The organism is Nocardia sp. NPDC005825, assembly GCF_040630175.1.
In the GTDB taxonomy this organism is placed as follows: Bacteria; Actinomycetota; Actinomycetes; order Mycobacteriales; family Mycobacteriaceae; genus Nocardia.
In genome coordinates, this window is sequence record NZ_JBEXXC010000027.1 from 26,026 (window position 1) to 32,979 (window position 6,954).

A 6,954-nucleotide genomic window follows, 5' to 3' on the forward strand; every position below is an offset into this window, starting at 1 on the left:
CCCAGCACCGCGGCGCGCCGCAGGTCGGGCCGCGGCCAGGCGGTTGAAATCAGTGATCGCGCAAGGATTCCCGGGTCAGCGCAGCACCCGGATGGTGGTGGTGAGGGTGGCCAGCATCGAATCCAGGCGCTGGTCGGCGATGCGGCGCTCGAGAACGTCGAGGTCGAGGCGGGTCGCGGTGGCCCACAGTTCCCCGATGCGCGACTGCACGTCGACATCGGTGGCGGCCAGCACCCACAGCAGCGGCGGCCACAACCGCGCGGCCTGGGCGAGTGCGGGCAGCGTGAGCAGGGTGGCCGCGTCGAGGCGGGCCAGCCGCAGCCCGGCGCGGCGGCGCACCTCGTTCGGTGTGCGAGCCAGCGGTTCCAGCACCCCGCGCCACACCCCGACATCGCTGCTGCCGTCGACCGCGTCGACCAGGGCGTCGGCGATCTCGGGCAGCACCGGGTTCAACGCCAGCCGGGTCAGCGCGTGCGGGCTGAGCCGCCCGACGAACCGCAGCATGTCGTCGGTGGCGTCGGCGGCGATGAAGGTGGACAGCAGATCGGCCACCGCCGAGGGCGGCGCCACCTCGAACAGGATGTCGCCGACCGCGGCGATCACATCGGGCGTGCAGCGCGCGAACACCGACAGCGCCGCCAGCCGTAACTCCTTGGAACCGTTGATGACCGCGCCCAGCAGCCGCGGCACCCGCCGCGCCTCGCCCGCCAGCAGTTGCCGCATCACGGCGCTGATCGACTCCGAGGAGTAGGCGAAGGCCGCCGACTGGATCAGCCCCTCGTCATCGGGAACGCCCTGTTCGACGGCGCGGATCAACTCCGGTGTGGCATAGGCCAGGAACGGTCCCGCGGTGATGTAGTCGCGGCGCGCGAGCAGCTCGTTCACGATCGCCACCACCGGCTCGGGCGGGGCGTCGTCGGCGAGCTGGCCGACCGTGCGCGGGTCCAGATAGGGCGCGCAGTCCGCGGCGTAGCCGACATCCATGCGCACCAGGGCCTCGATGGCCTTGGCCGGATACTGCACCCCGATCGCGCCGGCCGCGCGACCGGTCATGGTGGGCGGCACCAGTTTCTGCACGATCGGCAGCGAGATGGCCAGCGGAATGATCGGGACCAGCTTCGCGATCCGGTCGAAGACGGGCGCGTGCCGGTCGAAGAGGTTGGCCGCCATGCGCTGCTGCAGTTCGTGCAGCCGGTGCGGGCCGAGGCGTTCGAGGTGGGCGAGCCGCTGCACCGGTACGTGCAGGGTCCGGGCCAGCAGGACGAGCTGGGCTCGCGTCACCAGGTCGGTCATAATCGCGTCCGCTCCGTGTCCGCCCGGCAACCCGCGAATTCGACTGTGGCGGACATGTTTTCCCCGTTTCCTCGAGTGGCGTGGACCCGGCTTCCCGATGTCGAGCGCCCATCATAGAGGTGACTACCCGGCAAAAAGTGCAAAAAGTGCAGAGTCCCTGTACGACGATAGGATTCGGGCCATGAGTCAACCCGCGGGGTGGTACCCCGAGCGTCCCGGATCCCCAGTTCTGCGCTGGTGGGACGGCAGCCAATGGACCAATCACACGCAGCCCCAACAGCAACCCGCACCCCCGGCCCAGCAACCCGGCCGGCCGCAGCAGCCGCAACAGCAGCAGTACGCTCCCCAGCATCACCAGCAGGGCTCCGGCCAGCAGCAATACGCGCAACAGGGCACCGGCCCGCAGCACTTCGCGCAGCAGAGCGCACCCCAGCAGCAGTACGCTCAGCAGAGCGCGCCTCACCAGCAGTTTCTGCAGCAAGGCGCGCCCCAACAACCCCACGCCCAGCAGGGTTACGCCCCGCAGCAACCCCAGCAGTTCGCCCCGCGCAGTGAGGCCAGCCCCTGGGAGATCGAGGTCGGCAGCGCGAACAATCCCGGCGACATCCAGCGCCAGGTGCAGCAGCAGGCCGGGGTCGCGCCGGCCCAGAACGGCGGCGGGACCGTGTTCACCGAGCCCGTGCTCGTGGTGAACCAGAAGGTCAAGTTGATCGAAATGGTCAACGAGTACAGCGTGTTCGACCAGCACGGCCGCCAGATCGGCGCGGTCGCCGAGGTCGGGCAGTCGGCGCTGAAGAAGGCCGTGCGCTTCCTGTCCAGCTACGACCAGTTCATGACCCACAAGCTGGAGATCCGCGACGCCCACGGCCAGCGCCTGATGCGGATCACCCGGCCCGCCAAGGTGTTCAAGTCGAAGTTCCTGCTCGAGCACGGCAATGGCGCGCCGATCGGTGAGATCATCCAGGAGAACATGATCGGCAAGATCAACTTCGCCTTCATGGTCAATGGTCAGCAGATCGGCGGCATTCGCGCCGAGAACTGGCGGGCCTGGAACTTCGCCATCCACGACCACACCGGTCAGGAGGTCGCCCGCATCACCAAGACGTGGGAGGGCCTGCTCAAGACCATGTTCACCTCCGCCGACAACTACGTCGTGCAGATCCACCGCCAGCTGCCACAGCCGCTGCTGTCGATGGTGGTCGCGTCCGGACTGGCCATCGACACCGCCCTCAAGCAGGACCAGCGCGGCTGGAACTGACCGCGTAAGCCGTACGCAAGCCGACGCAAGACTCCGGCAATCGGCCACCACCACAGTGATTCCCATGAACGAGACACGAGATGTGGTGGTGGTCGGGGCCGGACCGGTCGGACTCATGCTGGCGTGCGAACTGCGGCTGGCGGGCGTGGACGTCCTGGTCGTCGAACGACTGGCCGCACCGGATATGACCGTCAAGGCGGGCGCGATCAATGTCCCCACCGCCCAGGCAATGGACCGGCGGGGTCTGCTGCCTCGGATGCGAGAGGTCCAGGAGGCGGCCATGGCGCGCATGGGCCAGATGTTCGGCGGCCGCGACCAGAGCCACATCGCGCCGGTGCGGCGGCCCGCGGGCGCGCATTTCGCCGGAATCATGCTCTGGCAGGACAATATCGACGGCGAGGACCCCGCCTTCGCCGATGTCGGCCCGGCCGGCGAATTCCGCTTCATCGCCCAGCAGTCCATCGAGGCCATGCTCGCCGAGCGCGCCGCCGAACTCGGAGTCCCGGTGCGCCGCGGTGTCGAGGTGACCGGTTTCGCCGACGACGGGATCGGCGTCACCGTCGACTGCGGCGGCCGTACGATCCGCGCGGGCTGGCTGGTCGGCTGCGACGGCGGCCGCAGCACCGTGCGCAAGCTCGCCGGATTCGAATTCCCCGGCCTGGACCCGGAAATCACCGGACGCCAGGCCATGGTCGAGATGACCGGCGCGGAGGAGGTGCCACTGGGCTGGCACACCACCCCCACCGGCATCTTCGTCAACGGCCCGATGCCCGGACGTTTCCTCACCGTCGAACTGGACGGCCCGCCCGCCGACCGCGACGCCCCGATCACCGCCCGCGAGCTCGAGGACAGCTTCGAACGCGTCACCGGGGTGGCAGTGTCGATCACGAAGGTCATCTCGGCGACCCGCTTCACCGACAACACCCGCCAGGTCCCCGACTACCGCAAGGGCCGGGTGCTGCTCGCGGGCGACGCCGCCCACGTGCACTCCCCCTTCGGGGGTCAAGGCCTCAACTTGGGCGTTGGCGACGCGGTCAACCTCGGCTGGAAACTGGCCGCCGTCATCCGCGGCCGATCCCCGGAATCATTGCTGGACACCTACACTCGCGAACGCCACCCGATCGGCGCCTGGGTGCTGGACTGGACCCGCGCGCAGATCGCGCTCATGCGCACCGATCCGCGCAGCCGCGCCCTGCGCGCGGTCACCGCCGAACTGCTCGACACCCGCGCGGCCACCACCCAGGTCCTGGCCAAGATCTCCGGCGTCCTGCACCGCTACGACCTGGGCGGCGCCGATCCCCTGGTCGGCAAGGCCACCCCCGATTTCGAGCTGGCCGACGGCACCCGCGTCGCCGACCACTTCGCCGACGGCCGCGGCGTGCTGCTGGACCTGACCGACTCCCCGGCACTGCGAGAAGCGCTGGCGCCCTGGTCGGATCGCGTCACGATCGTCACCACCAAACCGGCCCAGCCCCGCGACACCACAGCTCTGCTGATTCGCCCCGACGGCATCGTGTGCTGGACCTCGGCCGAACCCCACGACCTGGTCGAGGCCCTCACCACCTGGTTCGGCGCACCCGCCGGATGGGCCGGATAGAACCGGACCGACGGGCGACCGGGCCGCGTGGCGCCGGAGGAAGATCGGGGTACGGCCGCGTCGATGGGCGGCCGGATCCGCCGACCGCACCCTGGGCGCGGCACTCCGGTCTCCCGCGTCGGCACCCGGTGAGTGGGACAGGCGTTTTCGGTCCGCGCGCGGTGCTGGGACCGTTCGCGATGGACGAGACGAGAGGACGGTGCGGTCGTGGTCGACGCGGGAATGTCGTGGGATGTCGAGACCGATGTGGTGGTCGTGGGCTTCGGCGGGGCCGGGTGCGCGGCCGCCATCAGCGCCCACGACGCCGGGGCCCGAGTGCTGGTGCTGGACAAGGAGTCCGGCGCCCGGGCCGGTGGCAGCACCCGGGTCTCGGGCGCGGTGTGGTTCGACAACCAGGACCCCGAGCGGGCCGCCGTCTACCTGCGCAGTCTCAGCGCCGGTCGGCCGATCCCCGAACCGGTGATCGAGGTGTGGGCGCACGAGACCGCCCGCAACAGCGCCTGGATGGAAAGCCTCGGCATCCCGATCGGTCTGGCGGTCGCGCCGCCCGCGGAGTTCCCCGACCTCGAGGGCAGCGACGTCATGCGCGGCTGGATCGGCGTCGAAGGGCGCATGGGCGACGGACTGCTCTGGGCGGCTCTGTCCGACGCGGTCCGCGCCCGCGGCATCGAGGTCCGGCTGGGCACCCCGGCCCGCGAACTCGTCACCGAGGACGGCACGGTCCTGGGCGTGCTGGCCGAAACCGCCGACGGCGCCACCCTGCGGATCCGGGCCGCGCGCGGAGTCGTCCTGGCCACCGGCGGTTTCGAGGCCGACCCCGACCTGGTCCGCGACCACCTGCGCCTGACCGACCCGGTCGTGTGGGGCACCCCCGCCGCCACCGGGGACGGCCTGCGCATGGCCGTCAAGGCCGGAGCCGACCTGTGGCACATGTCCAACATGATGACCCTGCCCGGCCTGCGCGCCCCCGGCTACGAAGCAGGCTTCTACACCGCCTTCCCCGCCACCAACGCCTTCGTCTACCTCGGCTTCGACGGCCGCCGACTGTGCAACGAGCGCGTCGCCCTGGGCCACGGCCACGCTCGCATCAACGGCAGCTACCAGCTGTTCCCGACCACCCCGATGCACATCGTCTTCGACGAGTCCGCCCGCCGCGCAGGCTCGATCGTTCCCGGGCGCGAACGCCTCGCCGTCGGCTGGGCCAGCCTCATCGAAGGCTACGAGTGGAGCTCCGACAACAGCGCCGAGATCGGCAAGGGCTGGATCCACCGCGCCGACACCGTCGAGGAACTGGCCGCGCTGATCCATGTCGACCCGGAGGTCCTGCGCGCCACCCTGGACCGCTACAACGCGGCTTGCGCGGCCGGATCCGACGACCAGTTCGGGCGTCCCGCAAAGACTCTGGCCCCGATCTCGGAGGCGCCCTACTACGCCTTCACCAGCGCCCCCATCCTGGCCTGGAGCAATGGCGGCCCGCGCCGCAACGAGCACGCCGAAGTCCTCGACCCCTTCGGCGCGACCATCCCCGGCCTCTACGCCGCGGGCAATGTCAGCTCCACCTACTCCTGGTGCAAGGACGGCGGCTTCCACATCGCCGACGCGCTCGCCTTCGGTCGTGTCGCCGGATCCCGGGCCGCCGCCCGCACCACCGACAGGCAGTAGCCCACGCCGCGATCGCCTCGCCCGCACGGTATTCGGCAACGACACCGAATTCTGCACTCGGTGCACACATGCGTGCGATGCCGTCGCGCCTGCGAGCTGGACACATACCTTCCGGTCAGTGTCTGAGGAATTAGTGCGTACTTGTCGCCCGGCCCGGAGCCCGGCAACCTCGATACAGCGCGCGCCGAAAGTCCTCGACCCTGCCAGAAGGAGTTGTCCCGCAATGACGAACACCCAGCACAGCCCGGTCACCGTACTGGGGCTCGGGGCGATGGGCCGCGCGCTGGCGACCCGACTCGTGAGCGCCGGAACCCCGGTCACGGTGTGGAACCGGACGCCGGGCCGCGACGCCGACGTGGTCGCCGCGGGTGCGGTGGCAGCCGCGACCACCGGTGCCGCCGTGCGCGACGGCGAGCTGATCATCACGGTCCTGCTCGACCACGCCTCGGTGCACGAGACCCTCGATCCCATCGCCGCGGACCTGACCGGCAAGCAGTGGCTCAATCTGACCAGCACCACACCCGAACAGTCCCGCGAGCTCGCCGCGTGGGCGGCCACGCACGGGATCGAATTCCTCGACGGCGGCATCATGGCCGTCCCCGACATGATCGGCGCCCCCGGGGCGAGCATCCTCTACAGCGGCTCGCACACGGTCTTCGACGCATGGCGCCCGGCCCTCGAATCGCTGGGCGCCGCCGACTATCTCGGAGCCGACCCGGGCGTGGCCGCGCTGTGGGACTTCGCGCTGCTGACCGCCATGTACACCATGTTCGGCGGCTTCTTCCAAGGCGCGGCGCTGGTCGGTTCGGCCGGAGTGACGGCCGCGGAGTTCGCCACCCGCGCCGCCGGATGGCTGACCGCCATGACCAACACCCTGCCCGCCTACGCGAAGATCATCGACGGCGGCGACTACACCGCCGACGTCTTCCAGGACCTGGTATTCACCAAATCCGCCCTGGACGCCTTGCGTGGCGCGGCGGCCGACGCCGGAATCAGCGGCGAACCCCTCAGCGGACTGGCCGCCCTCGTGGACCGGCAGATCGACGCGGGCCACGGCACCGCGGCGTTCGAGCGGACCATCGAGGAACTGCGGGGCGCGCCCGCGCGGCGATAACCGGTGGTGCGGGCCGGAATCCCCGGCCCG

General features: G+C 70.5%; 5 protein-coding genes. 4 read left to right on the forward strand and 1 reads right to left on the reverse strand.

Going from position 1 to position 6,954, the window contains the following annotated elements:
- Positions 1–75: 75 nt before the first annotated feature.
- Entirely contained in the window at positions 76–1,293 is a 1,218-nt protein-coding gene (locus tag ABZ382_RS35825) for a hypothetical protein (protein ID WP_357098577.1), read from the reverse strand.
- Between the two features lie 181 nt (positions 1,294–1,474).
- Here ABZ382_RS35825 and ABZ382_RS35830 point away from each other — a divergent pair, with 181 nt between their 5' ends.
- The 4 genes from ABZ382_RS35830 (at position 1,475) to ABZ382_RS35845 (ending at position 6,924) form a co-directional block, all read left to right on the forward strand.
- The gene (locus ABZ382_RS35830; protein WP_357098580.1) at positions 1,475–2,551 is read left to right on the forward strand and encodes a phospholipid scramblase-related protein; all 1,077 of its coding nucleotides are present in this window, start codon (positions 1,475–1,477) and stop codon (positions 2,549–2,551) included.
- 64 nt (positions 2,552–2,615) lie between these two features.
- Positions 2,616–4,148, forward strand: coding sequence for an FAD-dependent monooxygenase (locus tag ABZ382_RS35835; RefSeq protein WP_357098583.1), 1,533 nt, complete (start codon positions 2,616–2,618; stop codon positions 4,146–4,148).
- A 207-nt stretch (positions 4,149–4,355) separates the two neighbouring features.
- Entirely contained in the window at positions 4,356–5,810 is a 1,455-nt protein-coding gene (locus ABZ382_RS35840; protein ID WP_357098586.1) for an FAD-dependent oxidoreductase, read from the forward strand.
- A gap of 223 nt (positions 5,811–6,033) precedes the next feature.
- Positions 6,034–6,924 carry an NAD(P)-binding domain-containing protein gene (locus tag ABZ382_RS35845; protein ID WP_357098589.1) on the forward strand — a complete coding sequence of 297 codons (891 nt, stop codon included), beginning with the start codon at positions 6,034–6,036 and terminating at the stop codon, positions 6,922–6,924.
- Positions 6,925–6,954: the final 30 nt, after the last annotated feature.